The 25781-nt window shown below is 35.4% G+C and carries 18 protein-coding genes; 8 read left to right on the forward strand and 10 right to left on the reverse strand.

Annotated features, from left to right (window positions below; genetic code table 11):
* Positions 1–134 precede the first annotated feature (134 nt).
* From IEV77_RS12525 to IEV77_RS12535, 3 genes are all read right to left on the reverse strand, one after another.
* Positions 135–1448, reverse strand: coding sequence for a GEVED domain-containing protein (locus IEV77_RS12525; protein WP_229736664.1), 1314 nt, complete (start codon positions 1446–1448; stop codon positions 135–137).
* 260 nt (positions 1449–1708) lie between these two features.
* Positions 1709–2374 carry a DNA-binding response regulator gene (locus tag IEV77_RS12530; RefSeq protein WP_188465353.1) on the reverse strand — a complete coding sequence of 222 codons (666 nt, stop codon included), beginning with the start codon at positions 2372–2374 and terminating at the stop codon, positions 1709–1711.
* A 1-nt stretch (position 2375) separates the two neighbouring features.
* Positions 2376–4037: a tetratricopeptide repeat-containing sensor histidine kinase gene (locus IEV77_RS12535; protein WP_188465355.1), complete on the reverse strand. Its 1662-nt coding sequence runs from the start codon at positions 4035–4037 to the stop codon at positions 2376–2378.
* A 392-nt stretch (positions 4038–4429) separates the two neighbouring features.
* Here IEV77_RS12535 and lplA point away from each other — a divergent pair, with 392 nt between their 5' ends.
* Positions 4430–5428 carry a lipoate--protein ligase gene (lplA, locus tag IEV77_RS12540; RefSeq protein ID WP_188465357.1) on the forward strand — a complete coding sequence of 333 codons (999 nt, stop codon included), beginning with the start codon at positions 4430–4432 and terminating at the stop codon, positions 5426–5428.
* A 1006-nt stretch (positions 5429–6434) separates the two neighbouring features.
* Here lplA and IEV77_RS12545 read toward each other — a convergent pair.
* Entirely contained in the window at positions 6435–8711 is a 2277-nt protein-coding gene (locus tag IEV77_RS12545; protein WP_229736665.1) for a patatin-like phospholipase family protein, read from the reverse strand.
* Between the two features lie 596 nt (positions 8712–9307).
* Here IEV77_RS12545 and IEV77_RS12550 point away from each other — a divergent pair.
* The gene (locus IEV77_RS12550; protein ID WP_188465361.1) at positions 9308–9928 is read left to right on the forward strand and encodes a GAP family protein; all 621 of its coding nucleotides are present in this window, start codon (positions 9308–9310) and stop codon (positions 9926–9928) included.
* A gap of 70 nt (positions 9929–9998) precedes the next feature.
* On the opposite strand, the gene IEV77_RS12555 is transcribed toward IEV77_RS12550, so the two are convergent.
* Positions 9999–10931 carry a peptidylprolyl isomerase gene (locus IEV77_RS12555; RefSeq protein WP_188465363.1) on the reverse strand — a complete coding sequence of 311 codons (933 nt, stop codon included), beginning with the start codon at positions 10929–10931 and terminating at the stop codon, positions 9999–10001.
* 247 nt (positions 10932–11178) lie between these two features.
* The gene (locus IEV77_RS12560) at positions 11179–13380 is read right to left on the reverse strand and encodes an ATP-dependent DNA helicase RecQ (protein ID WP_188465365.1); all 2202 of its coding nucleotides are present in this window, start codon (positions 13378–13380) and stop codon (positions 11179–11181) included.
* A gap of 203 nt (positions 13381–13583) precedes the next feature.
* On the opposite strand from IEV77_RS12560, the gene IEV77_RS12565 reads away from it, so the two are divergent.
* The 4 genes from IEV77_RS12565 (at position 13584) to lptB (ending at position 16540) form a co-directional block, all read left to right on the forward strand.
* Positions 13584–14549, forward strand: coding sequence for a KpsF/GutQ family sugar-phosphate isomerase (locus IEV77_RS12565; RefSeq protein ID WP_188465367.1), 966 nt, complete (start codon positions 13584–13586; stop codon positions 14547–14549).
* Positions 14549–15385 carry a twin-arginine translocase subunit TatC gene (gene tatC / locus IEV77_RS12570; RefSeq protein WP_188465369.1) on the forward strand — a complete coding sequence of 279 codons (837 nt, stop codon included), beginning with the start codon at positions 14549–14551 and terminating at the stop codon, positions 15383–15385. Before IEV77_RS12565 ends, tatC begins: the two co-directional genes overlap by 1 nt.
* The gene (locus IEV77_RS12575) at positions 15378–15725 is read left to right on the forward strand and encodes a carboxymuconolactone decarboxylase family protein (protein WP_188465371.1); all 348 of its coding nucleotides are present in this window, start codon (positions 15378–15380) and stop codon (positions 15723–15725) included. Before tatC ends, IEV77_RS12575 begins: the two co-directional genes overlap by 8 nt.
* 74 nt (positions 15726–15799) lie before the next feature.
* Entirely contained in the window at positions 15800–16540 is a 741-nt protein-coding gene (gene lptB, locus IEV77_RS12580) for an LPS export ABC transporter ATP-binding protein (RefSeq protein WP_188465373.1), read from the forward strand.
* 571 nt (positions 16541–17111) lie between these two features.
* Here the strand turns inward: lptB and IEV77_RS12585 are convergent.
* Both IEV77_RS12585 and IEV77_RS12590 read right to left on the reverse strand, forming a co-directional pair.
* Positions 17112–17987, reverse strand: coding sequence for a DUF808 domain-containing protein (locus tag IEV77_RS12585; RefSeq protein ID WP_188465375.1), 876 nt, complete (start codon positions 17985–17987; stop codon positions 17112–17114).
* Between the two features lie 463 nt (positions 17988–18450).
* Positions 18451–19203: a CDP-alcohol phosphatidyltransferase family protein gene (locus IEV77_RS12590; RefSeq protein ID WP_188465377.1), complete on the reverse strand. Its 753-nt coding sequence runs from the start codon at positions 19201–19203 to the stop codon at positions 18451–18453.
* A 547-nt stretch (positions 19204–19750) separates the two neighbouring features.
* On the opposite strand from IEV77_RS12590, the gene IEV77_RS12595 reads away from it, so the two are divergent.
* On the forward strand, positions 19751–20821 hold the full coding sequence (locus tag IEV77_RS12595; RefSeq protein WP_229736666.1) for a putative type IX sorting system protein PorV2: 1071 nt from the start codon (positions 19751–19753) through the stop codon (positions 20819–20821).
* Positions 20822–20830: 9 nt separating this feature from the next.
* Complete coding sequence (locus tag IEV77_RS12600) at positions 20831–22009, forward strand: lipoprotein N-acyltransferase Lnb domain-containing protein (protein WP_188465380.1); 1179 nt, start codon at positions 20831–20833, stop codon at positions 22007–22009.
* A gap of 350 nt (positions 22010–22359) precedes the next feature.
* Here the strand turns inward: IEV77_RS12600 and IEV77_RS12605 are convergent, their stop codons facing one another.
* Positions 22360–23751 (reverse strand): sugar transferase, encoded by a 1392-nt coding sequence (locus tag IEV77_RS12605; RefSeq protein ID WP_188465382.1) that lies wholly within the window; start codon positions 23749–23751, stop codon positions 22360–22362.
* A 1108-nt stretch (positions 23752–24859) separates the two neighbouring features.
* Positions 24860–25609 carry a hypothetical protein gene (locus tag IEV77_RS12610; protein ID WP_188465384.1) on the reverse strand — a complete coding sequence of 250 codons (750 nt, stop codon included), beginning with the start codon at positions 25607–25609 and terminating at the stop codon, positions 24860–24862.
* Between the last annotated feature and the right edge of the window lie 172 nt (positions 25610–25781).

Here is a 25781-nt window from a genome sequence, read left to right on the forward strand (position 1 = left end):
GATTTTTATTTGATGAAATATCACGGGAAAATTTCGGGAACAAAAAAATCCAAACAAATTATATCAAAAAAACTGAGCAACGATTTCTCATGGCTCAGTTTTTATTACTTATTTAAATTTGTAGTATTCTGTAATTAGTGTTTTATAATTCTAAACGTATGTTGTCCTTCTTCAGCAAACACCATCACAAAATAAGCACCTGTTTTAAGAGATGATACATCTAATTGTAATTTTGCTTCCTGGGTATTTTTCGCAAAAACTTCTTGTCCTAAAAGGTTATAAATTTTCACAGCATTGATTACTGATTTGTATGTTACATTTAAAACATCGGTAGTTGGTATTGGGTAAGCAGATAAGCTGTTTACATCAAATGTTTCAACACTTAAAGGAGCGAGATTCAAAGTAAAATCTAAAGCTTGACCAAAGCCAGGATAAGGACCCGTTCCATTTGGAAAAAATCCGATGGCACATGGGTTAATATCTGCTGGAGAAACTGGATCTTGATATATTTTGGTAATTCGAATACGCGTTGTTCCTAACATAGCATTTGTTGGCACTGTAATATCCATCATTACAGAAACACCATCATTTCCTGTCGAGTTGTAAAGGGTTCCTATTTCATAAATTTCACCCGCATCGTCTAAAATATCGTTATGATTCCAATCAATAAAAGCAACAATATCCGTATCAAAAGGACCGTAGGTATTTCCTGCAACTTCCAGCGTGTAAGTTTCGTCTGGAGAAACATCTACAATCGTGCTTATTTCGTTTATAGAAATGGAAGTATCATCTGTGTTTGTAATAACTGTTCCTCCAAAATCAACCATGGTAATTTCCTCTGTACTTGTGCCAGTCGCGTCGATAGCACAATATGGGCTAGGAAAAGGAAGCGCAACATCTAAAGAAAAATCTAAAGCTTGACCAAAACCTGGATAAGGTCCCGATCCGTTTGGAAAAAATCCGATGGCACATGGGTTAATATCTGCTGGAGAAACTGGATCTTGATATATTTTGGTAATTCGAATGCGCGTTGTTCCTAACATAGCATTTGTTGGCACTGTAATATCCATCATTACAGAAACACCATCACTTCCTGTAGAATTAGTAATGGTCCCTATTTCATAAATTTCACCCGCATCGTCTAAAATATCATTATGATTCCAGTCTATAAAAGCAACAATATCCGTATCAAAAGGGCCGTAGGTATTTCCAGCTACTTCTAGCGCGTAAGTTTCGTCTGGAGAAACATTCACAATCGTGCTTATTTCGTTTATAGAAATGGAAGTGTCATCTGTGTTAGTGATCACTGTTCCTCCAAAATCAACCATGGTAATTTCTTCTGTACTTGTGCCAGTAGGATCGACAGCACAGTAAGGGCTAGGAAAAGTTTGAGCATGGACACCATAGGTTAGTAAGGCTAATCCGAATACTAAAGTAGTTTTTTTCATGTAGTTAATAAGTTTGATTAGCCTACAAGTTAAAAAAATAAAGCATGTAAACCTTTAGTAACACTGTTTTTAACAAGATCGGCACTATTTTAATTATCGTTTTGTTTCACTTAATTATGGTCCAAACGAAAAAAGCGCATCTAATTACAGATACGCTTTTCATTCTCCCACACTAATTAAAATGAATTAATAGCTTGAGACAAACATAATGCAGTCTTTTTAAATTTCCTTACTGTTTCCCGTAATGGCCGTAAATAAATTTAAATTAGTCCTAAATCTTTAACTATGGCCACTAAATGAATGGCATTGTTGGCTTTAAATTGAATACGAAGTTTGTTGAGACGTTTTTCTATGGTACTTAAACTGTTTGGAGAAATATTTTTTTCTTTAAAATTAGCACTAATTTGATCTTGTGAAAAGCCGTTTGATAGCTCGGCCATTAATAAAATATCATAATCGTCTATTTCTAAATCGGATTTCTTATTTAAAGCTGGAGACACCGCTTCTGAAACATACAAAGTATCTTTGTGTACGGCTTTAATGGCTTCAGATAATTCAATAAGACCTCTTCTACCCTTACATACATAGCCTTTTATGTTATAAAGATTGATAAGCCTTCTTACTTTTTGAATTCGGTCTTCTATGGAATAAACTATCACTTTCAGGTCTGGAAATTCCTCATGCAAAGCTATAATTAAATCCTCGCCAGATTGGTATGTTTGATCGCGATGGTCTTTCTTAAAAGACATGTCCGTTATCAATAAATCGTAAGGACTGCCATCTAAGGCTGCTTTTTTCACCTTTATATAAACATCATCACAATACTGTACCGAAACCACATTCTTTATTTTTAGGGTATCTAAAATGGTTAACATTCCTAAATTGATACTCACCAAATCGTCTGAAACTATTACTTTTTTAAACATATTAAACCGTTATTACCGCATGAAAGCCTTGTTTTAATTCAGATTGAAAGGTAATAGAACCATTTATAGTATGCATACGGTTTTCCGCATTTTGGAGTCCATTTTGAATTTTTAAATTGCAACCAACCCCATTATCTTTATAGTCTATAAAAATACTATGGCTATTTTGTTTAAAATTTAAAACCACTAAACTGGCCTGGCTATGCTTTTTCATATTGGTAAGCAATTCCTGTAACACCCGATAGACAGCCACTTTTTTATGGGCTTTAAGAGTTGACCACTCTATTTTTGAAATGTCTTTGGTTAAAATATTAACCTCGTTATTTTTATAATAAATGATTAAATCTGATAGAATACTTTTAAAGTCTTCTGTCACATTTATTTCTTGATGTTCCCTAGAAATATCCCTAGTTTTATTATAAACTATTTCCAAATGATCTAATATGAGATGTTTGTCTCCATCATTATGCTGTAGTTTGTTCATAATATGATAGACGTCGTTTGCTACTTCGTCATGCACTTTTTTTGAAATCCGAAGTTCCGTATTATAAATTTCTAATTGCTTTTGTTTTTTATGATGATGTTTTTGGAAAAATAAAATAACTATTCCAATACCCAAAACTATCAATGCCAGAAATGCGTAGAGATATTTTAAATTCTTTTCTTTTTCAAGCTCTAAAAGTCTTTCGTTGGCAAGGGCTTCTTGCTTTGCCAAGGCATATTTTTTTGAGGCATATTTTCCTTCTACCAATAAATTAACCGTTTGGATGCTGTCCATCATCCGGTCATACAAAATCACATCTGGATCGTCTTTTAAGCTCATTAACAAACTTAAAGCATGTGTCAAATGATTGGGGTTTTCAGATATTTTAGCTAATCTATAAGCTTCTTTGGCATAATATGCAGCTTGTATAAGATCTCCTTCTTTTTTATAATATTCAGATAGGTCGTAATAGCTTCCAAGAATATCGGAGTTATTTCCTAAAGCCAAGCGAATGTTCAAGGCTTCTTTAAAATCGATCATGGCTTCTTTATCCTGCAATTCCCCTTTTACAATCCCCAAATTATTTAGGGTGCGAGCCATATTAACCGAATCGTTTAGTGCTTTGCTCTCCTTATATATAGCTTCAAATTCCTGCTGGGCTAATAAAAATTTATGCCGTTTAAGTTGTGCATAGGCAATGTTATTTCGCAATACCAATTGCTGTTGCTGGGTTTCTGCTAGAGCAAGTGCTTTTTGGTAATATATAATGGCATTATCATAATCCTGCATTTCGTTATAAACACGCCCTAAGTGGTTGTAAATACCTACTCTAGATTCCTTGGAGGTTTGGTTTAAAGGCAATCTTTCTGCTAAAAATAGAGCTTCTATTGCCGTGGTTTCACTGTCGTATAAAATGCCTAATTTATTTTGAATAATGGCTATTTGTCTCAGACTATAAATAGTGTTTAAAGTATCTTTCTGCTTTATATTTTCATCTTTTTTATTCTGATAATAAACAAAGGCCTTTACTAAATCGGCTTTAGAATCTGGTTTAATAATCTTATGATAATAGTATGCCGCGCTATCTACAGGTTTTTGCTGTTCAAAGTTGTTGAAAGCAAAACCATTAGTAACAAAGGTTATAGAAAGAAATAAAAAGAATTTTAATTGGAAAGTCATTGCTGAAATTTGGTACAACCAAAATACGGATGTTTTTGGATTAAAAGTGTTATATCTCAAAAGTATCTCACGCTTCTGAACAACTTATGCCATCATTCAAAAAATGTCACCCTATAAATAAATGACCTCAACAAATTACAAAAAAAAAGAGACCTGCATTTCTGCAAGCCTCCTACAATTAACCAAAAAACATTTGCTATTAATCAATCTGGATATTTTTCAAATCAACCAATTCTAAAAACCTATCAAACCTACTTTAAACTTTTACTATTAGTAGTTTGATAGTACAAATGTAAATCGATTCCGTTTAATACATGATGACATTCCATGTCATGAGACATATTTACACACAATTTATTTATCTTTGCAAGGCTAAAAAACAACTCAGACTCATGATTTTTATAGAAAATGAAGGTATTACCAACCCAAGGCTCAATCTAGCATTAGAGGAATATGCTCTTAGAAATTTTGATAGCTCCACAAATTATTTGCTGTTTTATATAAATGAACCTTCAATCATTATAGGAAGAAATCAAAATACCATTCAGGAAATTAATCAGGATTATGTCGATGCGAATCACATTCATGTGGTTCGAAGAGTTTCCGGTGGTGGTGCTGTTTATCACGATTTAGGGAACCTTAATTTTAGCTTTATTACTAACCACGATGGAAAAAGCATCAGTAATTTCAAGAAATTTACAGATCCTGTAATTCGTGTTTTAAATAATATGGGCGTTACTGCCCAATTAAAAGGGAGAAATGATATTCAGGTAGACGATAAAAAAATATCGGGTACAGCTCAATTTTCAACTGGCAGACGCATGATTAGTCATGGTACTTTACTTTTTGATACAGATATGAATGAAGTAGTTAAAGCACTTCAAGTAAAAGCAAGCAAAATTGAATCTAAAGGTCATAAATCTGTTCGAAGTCGGGTAGCTAATATTAGCGAATTTTTAAAAACACCATTAGCCATGGAAGATTTTAAAAAGCAATTACTTACTGGGCTTTATGAAGAAAGTGAGCCTTTTGAAACCTATAGACTTACGGAAGACGAATGGAAAGCCGTACACCAATTAAAAGCTGAGAAATACGATTTATGGGACTGGAATTTTGGACGTTCTCCAAAATTCAACATCCAACGTAACAAGCGTTTTGCTATTGGAGAAATAGACATGCGTATTTATGTTGAAAAGGGACATATTTCTGAACTAAAGATTTATGGAGATTTTTTTGGAGAAAAACCAGTATCAGACATTGAAAAGCTTCTGGAAGGCGTAGCTTACGATAAAGTAAAAATTTCCAAGTCTCTTGAAAACATTTCAATATCGGACTATTTTGGTAATATCACAAAACCGGAGTTTCTAGAACTGGTGACTGAATTGGATTAAAAGGCATATTTTAAATCATAAAAAAGCCTCACATGTCTGTGAGGCCCTTTTGCTATCAATCAAAACTAACACTTGTAATTAAATTCTTCTTTTTCACTTATCTTTAAACTGGAGACTAATCCGTTTTTTTCCTGTAATTATAGTACAAATTTACAACCACACTTTCGTTTATAATATGACATGCCATGTCCAACTCTAAAATTCAAAATACAGAACAGCATGAGCATTGGGAAGTCAAATCGACATGTTAGGCCATAAAAAAACCTCACATGTCTGTGAGGCCCTTTTGCTATTAACCAAAACTAACACTTTTAATTAAATTCTTCTTTTTCACTTATCTTTAAACTGGAGACTAATCCGTTTTTTCATATAATTATAGTACAAATTTACAACCGCACTTTCGTTTATAATATGACATGCCATGTCCAACTCTAAAATTTTAAAAACCGACTAGCCTGAGCTTTGAGAAGTAAATTCGACATGTTAAGCCATAAAAAAACCTCACATGTCTGTGAGGCCCTTTTGCTATTAATCAAAACTAACACTTTTAATTAAATTCTTCTTTTTCACTTATCTTTAAACTGGAGACTAATCCGTTTTTTATCCTGTAATTATAGTACAAATTTACAACCACACTTTCGTTTATAATATGACATGCCATGTCCAACTCTAAAATTCAAAAAACAGACCAGCATGAGCTTTGGGAAGTCAAATCGACATGTTAAGCCATAAAAAAACCTCACATGTCTGTGAGGCCCTTTTGCTATTAATCAAAACTAACACTTTTAATTAAATTCTTCTTTTTCACTTATCTTTAAACTGGAGACTAATCCGTTTTTATCCTGTAATTATAGTACAAATTTACAACCGCACTTTCGTTTATAATATGACATGCCGTGTCCAGCTTGAAAATAGTCAAACGGCACGGCATGTGATTCGTAAAAAACTGAAGGCTTTAGATATCCAGAAAGAGGCCTAACTAAAATAGCCTGCCTTTTCAAGTACTTTAATGAGGAATGTTAAAGCGCAAACCAACACTAAAAAAGAACTTCAATTTATTGATATCGTTTATATAAGCGACATCAAAATTAACGGGTCCTAGAATTGAGTTATAAGAAAAAGAGGTCCCTCCAGAAAATAATAAGCTCGTTTCGGTTGTATTGATCCAATTCCCTTTTGGGGCATAGAAATCTTCTAAATATTCTCCAAAGTCATCGAAACCTACTGAAGCTAAATTAAGATATGGCGTTACATAAATATTTTTTAAAGGATTTATTTGTGCACCCACACTCGCCTTTATAAACTGCGTTACTATTAAATCGGTTGTGTTTAAACCTTGAAATGCATACTCATTTTGAACGGGACTAGTCAAGCTACCTCCTAAGGTATATTTGGCGGGTTGCCCAAAATTTAAAAGCGATAAATCGTTAGAATCTACATCGTCCAAAAGCATGATTCCAGAACTAACACCTCCTATAAGCGTTGTTTTAGTAGTAATTGGCACACGTTTTTCAAACTGAAAGTTCAGTTTGGTAAAACCACTGAGCGATCCTGTAATATTATTTTCAGGGTTATCATTATAAGTTGCTTCAATATTGCTACCTAAAGATCTAGAGAGCCTTACGTTTACATAACTTCCCGAGGTTGCAAAAAACACTTTATTCATGGAATTATGATTAAAATTTAAACCTACTTCAAAATTATTGAATTTGTATTTTCTTAAATCATATACATTTTCCGTATAATCTGGATTTGATTTTGGTTTTAATCCCAAATATTCATAGTTTATATAGAAACCTACGTAATTATTCAAAGAATTTAAATTTTTATTTAATTGACCGGAAACCAGATTGTAAGTATTTTTTAAATCGTCTCCAATACTCCCATACAAATAATAATTTTGAATTGTTTTTTGTCCAAAAGATTCTGCTCGCCACCACCAATTTTTTGTTTCCCCAACATTTTGTTGGTACTGCACTCTGTATTTAGGTGCTTCGGCAATATCTAAACCAACTAATAACCTAGAAGAATACCCAAGAATATTTCTACCAGTATAATTAACCACCACGCCCACTCCCTCGGTAGTATCGTAGTGAAGAGCACCATTTAACTGATTACGTGCTTTTTCTAAACCATATAAGTTTAGAATATTGTGACCATCTTCTTCTTTCACACTATAGGTAATCTGATAAAATAATTCAGTTCCCATAGCACGTTCAATGGCATTTGTTAATTCTGTAATATTATAAGTGCTATTGGTCGAGATAGCCATTCTAGCTTGCACAAGACTCAGGTTTTCATTGCTTATCCCGTGATATTGAATTTCTGAAAATAAAATAGCATTTTCCATTACTGGTAAGGCATGATCTCGTTGCTTAAATTTTTTCAAGGAATCAGCAAGAACAGCCAACTGATCAATATTGCTTTTTGTTGCAATTTCACCTTCCTTCAAAATACCCAGAGCACTTGCAAAATCCTCAGTGGAATAGGTTAAATTCCCTACATGATCTATTAAAATAGTACAAAGAGCTCTATTTTCTGGATTCTTAATATTACTGGTTAACATGGACGTTTGAAACAAAATAGAGGGAATATTATTCAATTTCTCTATAGGCTGTAAACCGCCACCAACATCGCTTCCAATAATAATATCTGCTCCCATGGCCACAGCTACATCCACCGGAAAATTATCCATAACCCCACCGTCAACTAATAAGGTCTCATTGTATGGAACAGGCTGAAACACACTAGGTATAGACATGCTCGCTCTTAAAGCGACTGCCAACGATCCTTGATCCAAAACCACAACCTCTCCTTTAACTAGATCTGTTGCTACCGCACGAAATGGAATAGATAAATCATCAAAATTGGAAACATTATAAACAGGATATACAGTGGTCGATAAAAACTCTCTTAAATTTTGGTCTTTTAATATGGAAGCTTTCATTTTAGGTTTTCCTTTAATGACGTCCACGTTCAATAAATACCTACCAAATTCACTCTTTTCTTCAACACCCACATCTCTAAAAGAAACACTTCCTCCTAAAAGTTCCGTCCATTTAGCGCTTTTGGTAATTTTAGCAATGCTATCGCCAGAATATCCCATGGCATAAAGGCCTCCAACAATACTTCCCATACTCGTACCAATAATAAGGTCTGGAACAATACCCAAACTATCTAAAGCTTGAATTACAGGAATATGGGCGATACCTTTAGCGCCACCTCCACTTAAAACCAAAGCAACCTTTGGTTTCTTTTCTTGTGAAAACAACTGTGTATTCATTCCAAAAAGGAATAAACAGAACAGGAGACATAACATCTGTTTTTGTTTAAAAACATGACATATTAATAACTTTTTAACTTGCATCTTAGATTTAAAGTTTTGATGAATAAGGTATTACGGTTTTTTTGTCTAATTCCTTATAAAGTCTAAAGATAAAATTAACTATGAAATAAAATACTAGGATTTTTTTTAATTTAAAATAATCTTTGGCGGGTAGTTTGTCTAACAAACATGAAAATTAAATAGGCTATTAAACCATAAACAGCACTACGTTGAATGCAATTAACTAAGGTTTCGGTCTTTGATTGATTAAGACTAAAACTGCTTTGATTTAATTAAATTAGATAAATAGAATGTTAATTTTCAGATAAATGCATAGCTGTTTAAGAGATTCCAAAAGTCCATTTTAGCATGTCGCTTTTTTTAGCTAATTTGGCTCTTCTTTAGTTTTCCGCATATATTCATTGATAATCAGATTGAAATTATTATTGATTTTTTTATTTTCGTGGTTAAAGAGAGATTAAATATGAAGAATCTATCACCCACTATTTGTGCGTCAACATGAAGAAACAAATAAAACTTATTACATATAATATATGATGTCCAATTTACATTACCTTCCCTTGGCACTTACGGTTATGCTTGGTCCACAAATTTTGGTTCCAATGATATTGATTACAAGAAAAGATCCCGTAAAAAGTTCCTTAGTTTATATTTTAACCCTAAGCACATCTCTTTGTTTCTTCACCTTTCTTTATTATTATCTCATATCCACCACACACATGCACACCATGTCTATGCATGGAAAGCCTATTTTTAAATATCTCTTGGTTGGTATTTTCATTTTTCTAATTATAAAAAATATTATAAATAGGAAAAAACTAACAAAACCACCCAAATGGATGGCGAATATTAACGATGCACCACTTAAAAAAATAGCATTAATTGCATTTCTACTTATTGCTATTATGCCGGGAGACATTGCCGTAATCTTTACAGTTGCAGGCTTTTTAAACCTTAAAAACTCAACCTTAACAGAAATAATACCCTTTGTTAGTTTGGTGACTTTTATTGCCTCTACCCCTTTATTGGTTTATTTTAGTTTTGGCAAAAAAGGAAACCAACTTATGAGCAGTTTAAATAACTGGCTGAATACACATGGATATCTCATAAACGTCATGACACTTATGGTATTTATTTATCTTATTCTTTCATAAAATAAGATATAAACAAAAAAAACTGCCTTAATTAGGCAGTTTTTTTTATAACTTATTTAAAATGTCATTCTTATTTAACATCCATTAATTCCACATCAAAAATCAGAGTAGCATTTGGTGGAATCACTCCTCCAGCACCAGCACTTCCATAACCTAAATCGCTAGGAATTACCAATCTCGCTTTATCTCCAACATTTAAAAGTTGGATTCCTTCATCCCAACCAGCAATAACTTGCCCAACTCCTATTGGAAATTCCAAGGGTTGTTTGCGTTTGTAAGAGGAATCGAATACGGTTCCGTCTGGTAATTGTCCTTTATAATGTACAGAAACGGTATGACCTTTTTCGGCTTTTTTTCCTGTTCCTTTTTGCAAAATCTGGTAACGTAGACCACTTTTAGTTTCTTCAAAACCAACAGCTAAAGCATCTAATTCAGCTCTTTTAGCATCTCTTTCTGCAGCAACTCTTTTTTCACGAGACCCTTCAAAAGTTCTAAAAGCTTCAATACCATTAAAAGCTTCCGCTTCAGAACCAACTCTTACAATCTCTAAAGTTTCAATTTCATCGCCTTGAGCAATAGCATCGACTACATCCTGACCTGTAACAACGTTTCCAAAAACCGTATGCATGTTATCTAACCAAGGGGTTTCGATATGTGTAATAAAAAACTGAGAACCATTAGTACCAGGTCCAGCATTTGCCATAGACAAAACACCTGGGCCAGAATGCTTTAATTCTGGATGAAACTCGTCAGCAAATTTATAACCTGGATTTCCAGATCCTGATCCTTGTGGACAGCCACCTTGAACCATAAAATTTGGAATGACTCTATGAAATTTTAAACCATCATAATAAGGTGTTCCTTGAGGTTTCACAGAATTTTCCATGTTCCCTTCTGCTAAAGCAACAAAATTCCCCACTGTTCCTGGTGTTTTTTTGTATTCTAAAGCTACAAGGATCTCTCCTTTATTCGTATTGAATTTTGCGTATAAACCGTCTTGCATGTTCTATGTTTTAATTGAATGGCAAAGATAAGGAATGATTTGAGATTAACGAATAACGATTTTAGATTTTTGAAGTTCTACCTAATGATAGTAAAAATGTTAGTTGCCTGCCTGTCGTTAGACAGGTTGGTTGAAGAATATCATAATTTGTTTACCTCCTTACCTCATACCTACTACCTCACACCTACTACCTCACACCTACTACCGCACACCTACTACCTCATACCTACTACCTACCGTCTACCGACTAATTAGCCACTTCGCTTATAAACTTAATGCGATACAAACGCAATTCTTCATCGTCATAATCGCCATCAAACTCATCAATAGCTTCATCAATTTTATCGGTTTGGGCTTCCATAAAATAATCGTGGATTTCCTCTTGTTGCTCTTCGTCCAGAATATCATTTATCCAATAATTGATATTTAATTTGGTTCCAGAAAAAACAATGGCTTCCATTTCTTTAATAAAATCCTTCATGGCCATACCTTTTGCAGAAGCAATGTCATCTAAAGGTAATTTCCTGTCAATATTTTGAATGATATACAATTTTAAAGACGAATTGGTACCAGTAGATTTCACAATCATATCGTCTGGACGAATAATCTCGTTTTCATCTACATAAGTGGCTATCAATTTGATGAAATCGGGACCATACTTTTTAGCCTTTCCATCTCCTACCCCATGAACATTACTTAATTCTTCAACCGTTAATGGATATTTTAGAGCCATATCTTCTAAAGAAGGATCCTGAAAAATCACAAAGGGTGGCACCCCTAACTTTTTAGCATTCTTTTTACGTAAATCCTTTAGCATGCTCATTAAAACTTCATCAGCTACTGCTCCTCCTGCTTTAGAAGTGGACACAATACTATCGTCTCCAGAATAGTCAAACACATGATCCTCTGTCATCATAAAAGAGGTGGGATGCTGTATAAACTCTTTCCCAGAGGCCGTTATTTTAATCACGCCATAGGTTTCAATATCTTTTTTCATATACCCTGTTACAAGTACTTGCCTTACTAAAGCCATCCAATACCCTTTCTCTTTGTGACTTCCTTTTGCGAAAAACGGCAATTCGTCTGTTCTATGAGATTTTATCAAGGCATTGGCTTTACCTACAATCACGTTTACTAAATCTTTAGCCTTATATTTTTCGTTGGTAGCTTCAACCGTTTCTAAAACCAGTTTGGCATCTGCCATGGCTTCGGTTTTCTTTTTAGGAAAACGAATATTATCATCCATATCGCCACCTTCGCCAGTCTCCGTATCAAAGGCTTCCCCAAAGTAATGTAAGATGAATTTTCTTCTAGAAATAGACGTTTCGGCATAAGCAACGACTTCTTGTAATAAAGCTTGACCAATTTCCTGTTCAGCTACCGGTTTACCAGACATAAACTTCTCTAACTTTTCTATGTCTTTATAAGCATAAAAAGCCAAGCAATGTCCTTCTCCGCCATCTCGTCCAGCGCGACCAGTTTCCTGATAATAGCTTTCAATACTTTTTGGAATGTCGTGATGTATTACAAAACGAACATCCGGTTTATCTATTCCCATTCCAAAAGCAATAGTGGCTACAACCACATCTATATCTTCCATCAGGAACATGTCTTGATGTCTCGATCTGGTTTTCGCATCCAAACCAGCATGGTAAGGCACGGCTTTAATTCCGTTTACCTGAAGGGTTTGCGATAGTTCTTCTACGCGTTTTCTACTCAAACAATAAATAATTCCAGATTTACCACTGTTTTGTTTGACAAAACGAATGATGTCTGCATCCACATGTTTGGTTTTCGGACGTACTTCGTAGTATAAATTAGGTCTATTAAAAGACGCTTTAAAAGTTGTTGCATGAGGAATGGCCAAATTCTTTAAAATATCTTCCTGAACTTTTGGGGTTGCCGTAGCAGTTAAACCTATTATTGGGATATTATCACCAATACGTTGAATGATATTTTTTAAGTTTCTGTATTCTGGACGAAAATCATGACCCCATTCACTTATACAATGGGCTTCATCTACGGCCATAAAAGAAATTTTTACAGTGCGTAAAAACTCCACATTTTCTTCTTTTGTAAGAGATTCTGGCGCGACATATAATAGTTTGGTAACACCATCTACAATGTCTTGCTTCACCCGCTTTATTTCCGTTTTGTTTAAAGACGAATTTAATACATGGGCAATGCCTTCTTCCTTCGAGATACCTCTTATGGCATCCACCTGATTTTTCATTAAAGCAATTAAAGGAGAAACTATAATGGCTGTACCTTCTTGCATAAGGGCAGGTAGTTGGTAACATAGGGATTTACCGCCACCAGTGGGCATAATAACAAAAGTATCGTTTCCAGATAAAATGCTTTTTATAACTGGTTCTTGTAATCCTTTGAACACACTAAAGCCGAAAAAAGTTTTTAAAGCTTGTTGTATGTCGTTTTCAATTATCGACATGAATCTTTCTAATTTTAATTTACACTTTTTATATCTTCACTAAAATTAAAATGCTATTAATTATAGTAGGGTAATAACAGAACTCACAAAATATTTTTCGTTAGCTTTGCAGCATATTTAAACGTACTAAATCTTTAATGCGTTTGAATAACTTTAAAGATATGAAATTCTTTAAAAGCATCAACCCAAAAAAATAATAAATTTTGAACAACCAGAATTCTATTATAAACACTGCAAAACAAACGATTGAGATGGAAAGCAAAGCCATTTTCAATCTTTCCAGTTATATAAACGAGGAATTTGCAGCAACTGTCGAGTTAATTTACAACTCCAAAGGCCGTGTTATCATCACTGGAATTGGCAAAAGCGCTATCATTGCCACTAAAATTGTGGCTACTTTAAATTCAACAGGTACGCCTGCTGTTTTTATGCATGCGGCAGATGCCATCCATGGCGATTTAGGTCTCATCCTTCAAGACGATGTCGTTATTTGCATTTCAAAAAGCGGGAACACCCCAGAAATTAAAGTTTTGGTCCCTCTTATAAAGAATGCAAAAAACAAAATGATTGCCATTACCGGTAATAAAGATTCTTTTCTTGGAAAACAAGCAGACTATGTATTGAATGCTTATGTAGAAAAGGAAGCTTGTCCACATAACTTAGCACCAACCACTAGCACCACAGCTCAATTAGTTATGGGAGATGCTTTGGCTATTTGTTTGTTGGAATTAAGAGGCTTTTCAAGTAAAGATTTTGCCAAATACCATCCTGGTGGTGCTTTGGGTAAAAAACTATACTTGCGTGTTAGCGATATGTCTGAAGTCAACCAAAAACCTAGTGTTAGTTTAGAAACTGGTATTAAAGATATTATCATAGAAATTACCGAAAAAATGCTTGGAGTTACAGCTGTTGTTGAAGACGGTAAGATTTTAGGGATTATTACGGATGGGGATTTAAGACGTATGTTAAGTAAGACAGACGATTTTAGAAACCTGACTGCCAAAGATATTATGAGTGGGAAACCAAAACGCATTGATTCTAATGCTATGGCTGTAGATGCTATGGAGCTTATGGAAAAATACGGGATTTCTCAATTATTAGTGGAGCATAAAGGGCGTTATGCTGGAGTAGTACATGTTCACGATTTAATTAAAGAAGGCATCTTATAATGGCAAAGAAGAATGTGAACGAAATGTCGTTCCTCGATCACCTAGAGGATTTACGCTGGCATCTAATACGCTCTACCTTTGCAATTTTAATTTGTGGAACTGTAGCGTTTATCTTTTCAGATTTTATTTTCAACACCATCATCTTTGGACCAAAGAAAATGGATTTCCCTACTTATAAGTGGCTCTGTAGTATGTCTCAATATATAGGCATCGAAACCACCTTTTGTTTAGATGAGTTTCCGTTTAGAATTCAAAATAGAACCATGGCTGGGCAGTTTTCAGCACATATCTGGACCTCCATTTTTGCTGGTTTGGTAATAGCCTTTCCCTATATAATCTTTCAGTTCTGGCAATTTTTAAGTCCCGGATTACATGCTTCAGAACGTAAGCATTCTAGAGGATTTATATTTATCTCTTCCTTCTTATTCTTTTTAGGCGTTTTATTTGGATACTATATAGTAACCCCTTTATCCATTAACTTTTTAGGAACCTATAGTGTGAGTAGCGAAATATCGAATGAAATAGATATTAGCTCTTATATTTCTTTAGTAAGGTCGTCTGCTTTGGCATCTGGTATTATTTTTGAATTGCCAATTATCATCTATTTCTTAACCAAGATAGGTTTGGTAACCCCTCAAATATTAAAAAAATACCGAAAATTTGCACTGGTCATTGTATTGATAGTTTCAGCTATTATAACCCCGCCAGACATTGCAAGTCAAATAATTGTAGCTATTCCAATCTTGATTCTTTATCAAGTAAGTATTTATATTTCGAGAATAGTGGTAAGAAATCAAGCGAGAAACGCAAAGAAAAACGAAAAAAAACATGTCTGATATCGTAAACGAATTCAATGATTATCGTACTAAGATGAACGATAAAATATTGTCTGATAACAATAAAGTTATCAAGCGCATTTTTAACTTAGACACCAATGCTTTTCAAGAAGGCGCTTTGGACGTAAAGACCAAAGAGCTGTTGGGATTGGTGGCTTCAACCGTATTACGTTGCGACGATTGTATCAAATACCATCTAGAAACAAGTCATAAAATAGGTTTGAAAAAAGAAGAAGTTGTAGAAGCTTTAAGCATTGCTACTTTGGTTGGTGGAACGATTGTGATTCCTCATTTACGTCGTGCCTACGAGTTCTGGGACGCTTTAGATGAAACACGTTAAACTTTTAATAAATAGACCTACAAAACAAAGACTGTCTGTCTATTTTACTATTTTAGCACCTATTAGCTAAGCATATGAAGTTAAAAGCCGAGAATTTAATGAAGTCCTACAACGGACGAAAAGTAGTAAAAGATGTTTCTTTGGAAGTCAATCAAGGAGAAATCGTAGGTCTTTTAGGACCTAATGGCGCTGGAAAAACCACCTCCTTCTACATGATCGTTGGACTTATTAAACCTAATGGTGGAAGCATTCATTTAGAAAATACCAATATCACCAATTACCCCATGTACAAGCGTGCTCAAAATGGGATTGGCTATCTGGCCCAAGAAGCTTCTGTTTTTAGAAAGTTAAGTATTGAGGATAATATTTTAAGCGTGTTACAGCTTACCAAAATGAGTAAGAAAGAACAACACCTTAAAATGGAATCTTTAATTGAAGAGTTTGGCTTAGAACATATTCGTAAAAGTCGTGGCGATTTATTATCCGGTGGAGAACGAAGACGTACCGAAATTGCTAGAGCTTTAGCAACAGACCCTAGTTTTATCTTATTAGATGAACCTTTTGCAGGTGTGGATCCTGTGGCTGTTGAAGATATTCAGCGTATTGTTGGACAACTTACCAAGAAAAATATCGGAATTCTTATTACAGACCACAACGTTCAAGAAACTCTAGCCATTACGGATAGAACGTATTTAATGTTTGAAGGGAGTATTTTAAAAGCTGGAGAACCAGAAGAGTTAGCTAACGACGAGATGGTTCGAAAAGTGTACTTAGGTCAGAACTTTGAGTTGCGTAAGAAGAAGATTAGGGAGTAACTTTTCAAATTCCAAATTCCAAAAAAAACTAAATTCCAAATTCCTACTACCTAACAGACCTTAGTTAAAACAAGAGTTCTGAATTATGGGTTATGATTATAGTCTGAACCAGAAGTTTTAGGTTCTAAAACAAGCATATAAATGATTTCCAACATGCCCTGTGTAACCCTGCCTTTAAGACTGGTCTGCGATTCTCACTGAGCAACTCTGCGTAAAAAAACTTTAGTTTAATTAACTTATTTATTCGTAAATCAAAAATCGTTAATCTTCAATCGTCAATCATAAATCGCTAATCGTCCATCTTAATTAAATTCTCTCTGCGATAATTTGCGAAAATCAGCGGGACACTTTAAAAAAATGCTTTGATTTAATTAACTTATTTAGTCGTAAATCATATATCGTTAATCGCTAATCTTCAATCATATTTTCTCTGTGTGACTCTGTGATTCTCTCTGAGCGACTCTGTGGAACAACTTTCTTGAATATCGAATCCTGAAGTCGAACCACTGAACACTGCGACTGCCCGCCCGACCATAGCTTCAGCGAACCTGCAGGGGCGGGAGACTATAAATCACCCTCGAATCATCCCTACTACCCACATCACCAGCTTAAAAACTAAAAGCGCCAAAAATCCAACAGCTAATCCTATCAAAAATTCTCTTATCATGCTTGGCCAAGATTCCAAGATATGATGAAAGAAATCAATATTATGGGCAAAAATGCCTCCAGCAACTAGAAGTAAAGCTATGGTTCCTATTACAGAAAGTGCTTTAATAACCTTCGGTAGTGCCTGAACTAGAAAGTTTCCGAAGAAGTTTAAGACCCCTTTACCTTTTCCTAAGCGGATTAAGCGTAAACCAAAGTCGTCCATTCTTACAATTAAAGCTACAATGCCATACACTCCTATGGTAGCTATAATTGCCACAATAGAAACGACCATTATTTGAAACAGAATGTCCTCTCCTACTACAGTTCCTAATGCGATAATGACTATTTCAACTGAAAGAATAAAATCGGTTATAATGGCTGATTTCACTTTCTTTTTCTCTAGTTCTAAAATATCAGATTCCGATAGTTCCTGAGTTTTCAATTCAGTAACGATGGTTTCTTTATGTGGCACAAATATCTCATAGATCTTTTCAGCACCTTCAAAAGCCAGATAAACACCTCCTAAAATTAAGACCACGGTGACTCCCCAAGGCAAAAAAGCACTCAATAAAAAAGCAATAGGTAAAATAATCAGTTTATTTAAAAAAGAGCCTTTGGTAATCGCCCAAAGTACAGGTAACTCTCTAGAAGAGACAAATCCAGATGCTTTTTCTGCATTCACAGCCAAGTCATCCCCTAAAATCCCAGCGGTCTTTTTGGTGGTTATTTTACTCATGGCGGCTACATCGTCCATAAGGGCGCCGATATCATCTAATAGTGCAAAAAATCCTGAGGCCATAACTTATATAAATTCCAATTTTAAAATTCCAAATTCCATGTTCAAACAAAATGCAGATACAAATAATATCATGCAGAGACGCAAAGTCCCAAAGAGATAATAATTAAACCAGTACGCATACTTCTGAAACTGCCTGCCCGACCGTAGCTCTTCGGCCTTCGAAGCCATTTCGGCGTAGGAGACTAGCAAACCTGCCTGCCGGCAGGCAGGGGCGGGCGACTGCAACTGCAACTGCGACTGCAACTGCAACTGCACCTGCACCTGCGACTGCGACTGCGACTGCGACTGCCTGCCCGGCCGTAGCATTTGCAAAGGTGGGCGACTGCAACTGCAACTGCGACTGCGACTGCCTGCCCGGCCGTAGCATTTACAAAGGCGGGCGACTGCGACTGCGACTGCAACTGCAACTGCGACTGCGACTGCCTGCCCGGCCGTAGCATTTGCAAAGGCGGGCGACCGAAAACTAATTAATCCCACGCTGATTCACCAAAGACAACAAAATATAAACCAAAATAATTACTGGAATGGCTGCAAATTGTAAAACAGTTAGTAAAACGATACATAATATGATAAAAATATAACGGATGGCATTATTTTTAAATCCCCAGTCCTTGAATTTTAAGGCAAATAGTTTAAAAGGCGATACTAACAGATAAGAACTTACTAAGGTTAAAATAACCAGAAACCAAGAGTTTAAAATAATAGCATTAATTAAATCGTTGTTCTGAAACTCCATGATTAATGGTAAAGAGATAATCAATAAGGTATTTGCAGGAGTTGGCAGGCCTTTAAAATAAGACTGTTGATCTTCATCTATATTGAATTTCGCCAACCTGTAAGCCGAAGCCATCGTAATAAAAAATCCTATAAAAGCGATGGGCACAAATTGAAATTCCTGCCAGTGCATCACACTGTTCCAATCGCTAGAAAAAGATATTAAATCGGAGGAATCACTTGCTAAAACAAGAAGCTTAAACATAATAATCCCTGGAACTAGGCCACTAGTAACCATATCGGCCAAAGAGTCTAGTTGAATCCCTAAAGGACTTTGAACATTAAGCTTTCTGGCTAATAGCCCATCAAAAAAGTCAAAGAAAACACCTAAAGCAACAAAAGCGGCAGCAGCAACAAAATGATTGTTAACAGCAAAAAGCACGGCAATACACCCAGAAAATAAATTTAAAAGGGTTACGATATTTGGAATCTGTTTTTTCATAAAAAAGACTTAGTGCTGTAAAAATAGCAAACTATTTTCGTCTAATACCAAAGGAACTTCAAAATGATTGATAATATCTTAGAATTTATTAAAGAACAAAGACCGCTTAGCTGTTAGAATAAAGAACATAGACCGCTTTGCTTTTAGAATATAGACTTCATTGTAATTAACTTTAATAAAGAAAATAGACCGCTTCGCTGTAAGAATAGAGAACAAAGACTTAGTGGCGTCCAACTAAAAATTGTTGCTATTTGGAGGAAAGTTATACTATCCCTTGTCATAAATTGCTTTAAAACAACTAGCGATGTCTGATTGAGAACAAAGACTAGATTGCAACCAACTAAAAAGGTTGTTAGTTAAAGCAGAGAACGAAAAAAAACACAAGTATCTCCTTTCGTTAAGGTTATATTAAATGTAGAAATAGAAACATATTTAATCCTTTATTTTGCAGAATATTATGAAAACGCCAAGATCCATACAATAACTGCTAGCTTTTGAAGTTTAATATGTTAAAAAATATGCATCTTTGCAAACAATGAATTGCTTTTTGAAAAAAACATTTACCACATTACTTTTACTTCTTTCTGTATCTGTATTCAGTCAAGCCGTTAGAAAATATTCTAACGAGTTTATGAATATTGGTGTGGATGCCGCCGCTTTAGGTATGAGCAACGCTGTGACAGCACATTCTGCCGATGTTAATTCTGGGTATTGGAATCCTGCTGGGTTGGTACATGTAGAAGATAACCAACTTGCTTTAATGCACTCCAGTTATTTTGAGAGCATTGCTAACTACGATTATATCGGGTTTGCCATGCCTATTGACGATAGAAGTGCTATTGGAATTTCATTAATCCGATTTGCAGTCGATGATATTTTAAATACCACCGACCTTATAGACGACGAAGGGAATATCAATTACGATAGAATTAGCCTCTTCTCTACTGCAGATTATGGCGTTACTTTTTCCTATGCCAGGAAACTCCCTTTAGACGGCTTGAATTATGGTATTAATGCCAAAGTTATCAGACGTGTTATTGGCGACTTTGCCTCCTCTTGGGGTTTTGGTCTAGATGCCGCCATTCAGTTTCAAACCAGAGATGAATGGAAGTTTGGTATTATGGCCAGAGATATTACAACCACCTTTAATACCTGGAGTATTAATGAAGAAGCCTATCAAAAAATCCAAGATGCCGTTGAAGGTCAGAATCAAGAACTGCCAGAAACTACTGAAATCACCCTTCCTAAATTACAATTTGGAGTCTCTAAGAAGTTTATCTTTAGACATGATTATTCTTTGTTAACGGAAGTGGATCTGAACATTCGTTTCGAACAAAACAACGACGTCCTCTCTACTTCTTTTGCCAGCATTAGTCCAGCTGTAGGTCTAGAATTTGGTTATATAGATATGATTTATCTTAGAACTGGAGTTGGTAACTTTCAAAATGAAATGCTGTTAGATAATAACGAACGTGTAAGCTTTCAACCAAGTATGGGCGTTGGCTTTAAATATAAAGGCATTCAAATAGATTATGCATTTACAGATATTGGGGATCAAAGTATCGCCTTATATTCTAATGTATTTTCATTAAAAATAGATTTTAGTGTTTTCCGTTAAACCCAAATTATGACTAAACATTACTTCATTTTAATCATAGGGCTTCTATTTAGTATTCTAACTTTTTCACAGACGAAAAGACTTTCTGAAGATGCCGAAATTAGCGTCCTAACTATTGGCCAAGGCACCTCCTTAAACGATGCGTTTGGGCATAGTGCCTACAGAATAAAAGACAAACGCTTTGGTGTGGACATTGTTTATAATTATGGTATTTACGACTTTAACACGCCTAACTTCTACCTGAAATTTGCTCAAGGGAAATTAAATTATTTAATAGGAAAAAACTATTACGAAGATTTCTACAACAGTTATGTGTACCAAAACAGGACCATTGAAGAACAGACTTTAAACCTTTCACAAACAGAAAAACAACAGATTTACGACTATCTGGAAACCAATTACAAACCAGAAAACAGAGCCTATCTTTACGATTTCTTCTTTGATAATTGCGCCACTAGAATTCAGGATGTTTTAGTAAAAAACCTTCCTTCAGAGGTAGTATTTAACACGCCAAAAGACTTTCAACCTGAAACCTTTAGAACCTTAATTCACAACCAATTGGACACCAATTCTTGGGGAGCTGTAGGTATCGATCTGGCCCTAGGATCTGTTATAGATAGACCAGCCACGCCAGAAGAGCATATGTTTTTACCTAAATACATCCATACCTTTTTTGGGGAAGCTAGCTTAGCGAACTCCGATCAAAACTTGGTAAAAGAGAGTAAATTGGTCTATGAAAAAAGAGAAACTCCTGTTTCTAAACAGTTTTTATTTAGTCCCTATGTTATCTTTAGTATTCTAGGTCTTATCATTTTGGGTATCACCTATTCCGATTATAAAAAACAGCGCAGAACTAAGATTCTAGATCTTCTTATATTTTCACTAACAGGTCTTATAGGGGTTCTTATCTTGTTTCTTTGGTTTGCAACAGACCATGAAGCCACCGCACAAAACTACAACCTGCTTTGGGCCTTTGCCCTAAACCTATTTGTTATTGGGCAAGTTTCCAAACAAACACCTAAAGTCTGGTTTGTTAAATATTTAAAATTCTTAATCATTATGTTATGCCTGTTAACCTTCCATTGGGTTGTTGGCATTCAAGTATTTGCTATTGCTTTGTTGCCGTTGCTTTTGCCTTTGGGAGTAAGGTATGTTTATTTGGTATGGTGGTTTCAGAAGGATGTATGATGTTGAGTTGTTTGTTGTAAAGTTGTGGGTTGTGAGTTGTGAGGTGTGAGTAGTGAGGTTCAAAAAACCCACTTGTACCGAAAAAATAATTTTCGGATAGGTAGGCAAACTCCCCTTTCTTCACCTCCGTTATCACTCCGGTAAATTCATCCCCCTCTTTAACTAAAGAGGGGAGCCGTGTAGTTAATATTATTTAAATACATATAATAAAAAATAACAATTAGGGCTCCTCCCTTTAGTTAAAGGGAGGTGTCTAGACTGACAGAGGAAGTCTAGACGGAGGGTTTGAAAGTAGCCCCAGTATTATTTGAATTACAACTGAATACTAAATATTGCAAACTACAAACTAATCACTGTCCCCGAAAAAACAACATCGTGCTTAAAGTCTTTACAATAACATTGGCGTCCAAAAAGAAACTACGGTGTTTGATGTAGTATAGATCGTATTGAAGTTTTAAGAGACTATCTTCTACTGTAGAGCCATAACGCACTTTTACTTGTGCCCAACCGGTAAGACCAGGTCTAATAATATGTCGGGTTTCATAAAAGGGAATGACTTCTGAAAGTTCTTTTACAAAATAGGGGCGTTCTGGTCTGGGACCAATTAGGCTCATATCCCCTTTCAAAATATTTATAAACTGAGGGAATTCATCTAATCTAGAGCCTCTTAAGAATCTACCAAAAGGCGTTACCCGGGCGTCGTTCTTCTGGGCCCAAACAGCCCCGTTTTTTTCGGCATCAACTACCATGGTACGGAATTTCATGATTGAAAATATCTCAGAGTTTTTACCCACGCGGTCTTGTTTATAAAATAAGGGGCCACGATTACCCAGCAGGTTTCCTAGAAGGATAAATGGCACCAGAAAAAACCCAAGCGTCACGCCTACAAACGAGAAAAGGATGTCGAAGGTTCTTTGAAAGAATTGATACAGTTTGTTGTGATTGCTTCGGCTAAACGGAAAATACTTATAAAAGTCTTTCCCAACAAATTGCACAGGCACGCGATAGGTCATGTCTTCAAAAACCTGGGTATATTCCTTAATAGGAAAGCCACGTTCTAAGAGCAAAATCAATTCGTTATATATTTCGGTAGTAATGGTTTCAGCATTGTAACTGGCCACTACAATTTCAGAGATCTTTTCACTTTTAATAATATCATGAATATCGCTACAAGCATATTCAGGGATGCCTTTGTATATAATCTTCCCAGAAAAATTCGCTTCACAATTAATAAAACCGACAATCTTATAATTAGGATCCGAGCTATTAAAAGCATCTACTATGGCTTCAATATTAGACGTTTCACCTACAATTAAAGCATTCTTATAAAATCTTGGGGAGGTAATAAAGGTAAGATATATAAACCTCCAAAGAAATAAGGCAGACAGAATTGCTAAATAAAAATAACCTATTTGCAACCTATTGGCAGGAAGGGAAGGTGTGAAAAATGGCGTCAATAAATAAAATAAAACCGTAATAGAAACGGTTAAAACAATATTACTATACACTTTTTCTTTCTCACTCGCTCTTTGAAGATCGTAGAGTTCGAAAACAGTTCCAAACACGCTAATATAAAGGACTAACACCAGGAGCCAAGTCCAATTTTCATGGGTTACTGTAAAATAATCGAAATCAAAGACGGAGCTAATAAGATATAACATGCCCAGTACCGCTAAAATATCTACAACCCTTAATAGGATCTTACGTTCAGAAATATTAAAATGGATGTCTTGTCTTGGCATTTACTTGAATTATTAGGTAAAGATAACAAGTTGTTAAAATTATGCAAGTTTATTTGGTGTATGGTGTTCGTTGTTCGGTGTATGTTGCTTGGTGTATGGTGTATGGTTTGTGGTGTATGGTGTATGGTTGTTTTTATTTTATTTATTTATAAGACATGATGAAGTTTTCAATTTAATTAACAGATATTAATATAAAATAACTTCACGGCTCCCCTCTTCAGTTGAAGAGGGGAATGAATTTACCGAAGTGCAACGGAGGTGAAGAAAGGGGAGTTTGCAAATAGAACAAATTATATTTCATCTAATACAATCCCCTGCCTGCCTCCCATTCTGTCCGGCATTCGGGCAGGCTCCGTCTAGCCCTCCTACCTAGAGAAATTGCCACCGCGCCAGCTCGCCCGCCTGCCGTTTATTTTATTCGAAATTCGGGCAAGCCCCTTCGCTAAAATAGTCCACAGCACTATTTCTTTACGCTTGGTCGTCTTTAACTAAAGGGCGGAGCCTAGGCTTGGTCCTTTTTAATTTTATTTATTCAAAACTCCAATACTTTATAGGCAGCCCAACTGTCTTCAGAAATAGTGAGCTACTAGATAATGTTTAAGAGATAGAAACAAACGGGAGTTGTAAACTAACAACATGGACACTCCCAGAGTTATATTAAGAAAAAGGCGAACGTCACGCAGTGAAATACGAAGTACTCACGAATTCCAATAGGAAATAGAATGTATGAGTAATTCCTTAAGATAGTTTTGATTTCCTGCCTGCCGGCAGGCAGGTTTGGTTCTTTTGTATCAAGACAAAAGAATGAATATTATTTTTTTATGATCAGTTTAATACAATGTCCCAACCTACCATAAGATTACTCACGCGTTATTATTTTCAAAATTGGATTTCGTGAATGCTTCGCATATGCCACGTCGCTATGCTCCTCGCAATGACAGCATTTGAATTACACTTAGTTATTAGAAGTAGATATGAATGCTCCGCATGTGCCACGTCGCTGTGCTCCTCGCAATGACAGTCTGTTTCAGTATTATTCGCATATAGGAAACACAAAAAAGACTGCCCTTGCGGACAGTCTTCTTTCAAGATCTAAACAGGTTTTAAATTATACAACTTCTATAATTTGCAGGGCGTTGAATGCGCCATTGTTTAGAGGGTATTGCACTGCATTTACTTGCTGAAAAAAAGCCACTTTTAAGAAGTAAAAGTTCTGTCCCACTCCAACAGGAACACCAACAGGGGTTAGATTCACTGTAGAAATAGTAGCATCGATAGGCAGGTTTACCAGATTGCTTCCTTGCAAATCTTTAACGCCTGTGTTAAAATCCAAGTTTAGAAATCCTGAACTTAAAGTGACATGGGTTGCGCCTTCCGGGATGTCCAATTGTTGAATTGGAACTAAATCGTCAATAACCACTTCTCCGGTTGCTGGATTTAACACATAAGAGGCCTGTAGGACACTGTCTAAAATGGCTTTTCTATTGAAATTAAATCCTCTTAACCAAGCCATACCCAAGGTTGTTAAGATGCCGGTTGCTACATTACGCTCTCCACGAGCAGAGATTAGATCTTCATTTTTAACCCTACTCATTACCTGCATTAAGCGAGACGAGACGCGATTGTCTTTTGCATCGTTCATTAAACTCACAATGCTACGGCGTAACATTTTACCACTTGTGGCGGCATTTGCAAACTCAGCAAGATTTTCACGAGTTCTTGCATATGCAGGATCGTTCATGATGCGTTCTTTTGAAACACCATTTTTAGTACGGATTTTATATCCGTCTTGATCTTTGTAGAATGTCACTTCACCGAGTGTTCCTTCTACATTAAATAATGACTTAACTTTTGCCATAATTTCTAAAATATTTGGATGAACATGTATGCTCATCAGATTAAAAAAAAAGTTTTATTAGTTGGCTATTCTTTTTTTCCAAAATCTAACATGTTAACCTGTAGGATTTATTAAAGGAATGTTATGAATTGCTTCGTCTAATACCACAAACATAGGACAGGTTTTTAATAAA

Origin of the sequence: Xanthomarina arctica, assembly GCF_014638915.1 — a bacterium.
GTDB classification, from domain to species: domain Bacteria; phylum Bacteroidota; class Bacteroidia; order Flavobacteriales; family Flavobacteriaceae; genus Xanthomarina; species Xanthomarina arctica.

What these genes read in the sequence shown, in the direction of transcription:
- IEV77_RS12610 (WP_188465384.1), bottom strand. Translation starts at nt 25,609, where the DNA reads ATGGCAAAAGTTAAGTCATTATTTAATGTAGAAGGAACACTCGGTGAA.
- lptB (WP_188465373.1), top strand. Translation starts at nt 15,800, where the DNA reads ATGAAGTTAAAAGCCGAGAATTTAATGAAGTCCTACAACGGACGAAAA.
- IEV77_RS12585 (WP_188465375.1), bottom strand. Translation starts at nt 17,987, where the DNA reads ATGGCCTCAGGATTTTTTGCACTATTAGATGATATCGGCGCCCTTATG.
- IEV77_RS12605 (WP_188465382.1), bottom strand. Translation starts at nt 23,751, where the DNA reads ATGCCAAGACAAGACATCCATTTTAATATTTCTGAACGTAAGATCCTA.
- IEV77_RS12545 (WP_229736665.1), bottom strand. Translation starts at nt 8,711, where the DNA reads ATGAATACACAGTTGTTTTCACAAGAAAAGAAACCAAAGGTTGCTTTG.
- IEV77_RS12600 (WP_188465380.1), top strand. Translation starts at nt 20,831, where the DNA reads ATGACTAAACATTACTTCATTTTAATCATAGGGCTTCTATTTAGTATT.
- tatC (WP_188465369.1), top strand. Translation starts at nt 14,549, where the DNA reads ATGGCAAAGAAGAATGTGAACGAAATGTCGTTCCTCGATCACCTAGAG.
- IEV77_RS12550 (WP_188465361.1), top strand. Translation starts at nt 9,308, where the DNA reads ATGATGTCCAATTTACATTACCTTCCCTTGGCACTTACGGTTATGCTT.
- IEV77_RS12530 (WP_188465353.1), bottom strand. Translation starts at nt 2,374, where the DNA reads ATGTTTAAAAAAGTAATAGTTTCAGACGATTTGGTGAGTATCAATTTA.
- IEV77_RS12560 (WP_188465365.1), bottom strand. Translation starts at nt 13,380, where the DNA reads ATGTCGATAATTGAAAACGACATACAACAAGCTTTAAAAACTTTTTTC.
- lplA (WP_188465357.1), top strand. Translation starts at nt 4,430, where the DNA reads ATGATTTTTATAGAAAATGAAGGTATTACCAACCCAAGGCTCAATCTA.
- IEV77_RS12590 (WP_188465377.1), bottom strand. Translation starts at nt 19,203, where the DNA reads ATGAAAAAACAGATTCCAAATATCGTAACCCTTTTAAATTTATTTTCT.
- IEV77_RS12525 (WP_229736664.1), bottom strand. Translation starts at nt 1,448, where the DNA reads ATGAAAAAAACTACTTTAGTATTCGGATTAGCCTTACTAACCTATGGT.
- IEV77_RS12555 (WP_188465363.1), bottom strand. Translation starts at nt 10,931, where the DNA reads ATGCAAGACGGTTTATACGCAAAATTCAATACGAATAAAGGAGAGATC.
- IEV77_RS12535 (WP_188465355.1), bottom strand. Translation starts at nt 4,037, where the DNA reads ATGACTTTCCAATTAAAATTCTTTTTATTTCTTTCTATAACCTTTGTT.
- IEV77_RS12575 (WP_188465371.1), top strand. Translation starts at nt 15,378, where the DNA reads ATGTCTGATATCGTAAACGAATTCAATGATTATCGTACTAAGATGAAC.